We start from the raw sequence: 1,674 nt of genomic DNA on the forward strand, positions 1-1,674 counted from the left end.
CGCAGCGCCTCAAGGTCAGACACGTCTGCCGCAGTCGCGGACATTGCTGCAAGCGCCGCGTCCGCTTCGCCCACACGGTCAGCGAAGGTCTTGGCCTTTTCTTTGGTTTCCTCGGTTGCATCACCAAGGTTCCAAAGAACAGCGGCCAGCGGAGCTCCTACGGCCAATACAGCGCCCATGACAGCGCCCCACGGGCCAAGGATGCCCAGAAGCTGCGAACCCTGCTGCGTGAAGGCTGTAAGGGCCGATGTGCCACCCTGCACCTGCACTGCGAAGTCGCCAACCTGCCAGCCTGCTTGCTGGAACAGGTTGCGGTTGCGGGCCATGAACCCCGTCTGCGCGGCAACCGTGCTGTTCATTGCGAGGACCTTGCTTCTCGTGCGCTCGATCTTATCGACGGTCTGCTCATACTCGCGCTGCAAAAGGTCCATGCCTTTGGCGTGACGCGCCGTGGTCAGCGTCCCGGCCTCTAGTGCCGCGTTAAGCTGATCCTGTTTGCGCCTCATGCGCTCCTCTGCCGCAGCAAGCGGATTGAACTTACGCTCAAGGCGGTCAATTTGAGCGGCTGCTGTTTTGGCGTTCTTCTTGAACTCTTCGTCCTTAAGCTCCAGCAGGATCGCAATGCGTTCGGTCTGTTCTGTCATTTCGGGTCCGATCTAGCACAGAAAACTGGCTTGGTTTTGACGGTGAAGAAAGTTAGCGGAAAGTGCCGGTTCCGGCCTGCCGCAGCTTGGCAAATTCCAAAATTCCCAATTTGTGGATGTGCGCGTTTTGGAGGCCGTACCGGTCACGAGATCGGCGCTCCAAACCTTTGACCACGCCCCCCGAAGAGATGCTCCACACGCGCCCTTGCGCGCGCGCACGCGAGGGATGGGCCTGCTCACCTTAAGGAAAAACTGTATTAGCAATGACGGCAAACTGAGCAGCCCGGTACCGGAAAACGCTGCATCTGAACTTTTGACGCCCCGCGCTCTTTTGTTGAGCATCAACCAAAATTGTTGCGGTTTATGATTGCCAAAGAGCCGCAGCCGGTCCCCAAGACCTATGTGCAGATGTTTTGACGGGGGGCGGGCCGTAGCTCCCGCACCCCCTAGGCCTCCCGCTGGAAACACAACTAAACAGCGGTGATGCCTATCTCTCATGATGCTGACCTTACGCCGCTGCCATCTTGAGCAGCTTGATCGCGTTGCTGTCCATGACCTCGCCAGACGTCCGGTGATGGAAGTAGAAGCGAACCCAGCCGGGGCGGGTGAACGGGTCACGCAAAAGCCGCATGCGGTTGGAACGGTCCGCGATCAGATAGCCCGCGCCCCAGTTACCGAAGGCGATAGGGATGCTATCGGCTGCAACACTATCCATTTCCTCTGACTCGAACACGGGATAGCCAAGCAGCGTTGCAGGCTGTCCGGCAGCCAAGCTATCAGACCAGATCAGCCGCCCATCAGCGTCCTTCATCTTCCGAACAATCGCCGCGGTTGTGCGGTTCATGATCCACGCGCAATTGCCGCGCATCCGGTACGGGCTGCGAAGGGACATCATCAGATTAACAAGGTCATCCTGCTCAATGACTGTTGCGCTTCCCGCCGGAACCGTTTGCAGAGTGCCGAACGCGCGGTCAGCATCATCTTCTTCCGTCTGCGGCACAGTGAGGAAACCTGTGGGTTTATCGACGCC

2 protein-coding genes are annotated in these 1,674 nt (G+C 58.7%); both read right to left on the reverse strand.

Annotated elements, in window-relative coordinates; all coding sequences use genetic code 11:
* The coding region (locus A3722_RS04365) for a hypothetical protein (RefSeq protein ID WP_201721965.1) at positions 1 to 644 on the reverse strand (644 nt) is incomplete at its 3' end.
* Between the two features lie 508 nt (positions 645 to 1,152).
* Positions 1,153 to 1,674 (reverse strand): phage major capsid protein (locus A3722_RS04370; RefSeq protein WP_150120438.1); only part of this gene is annotated, 522 nt, incomplete at its 5' end.

The organism is Sulfitobacter sp. HI0027, assembly GCF_001634775.1.
GTDB lineage: Bacteria > Pseudomonadota > Alphaproteobacteria > Rhodobacterales > Rhodobacteraceae > Sulfitobacter.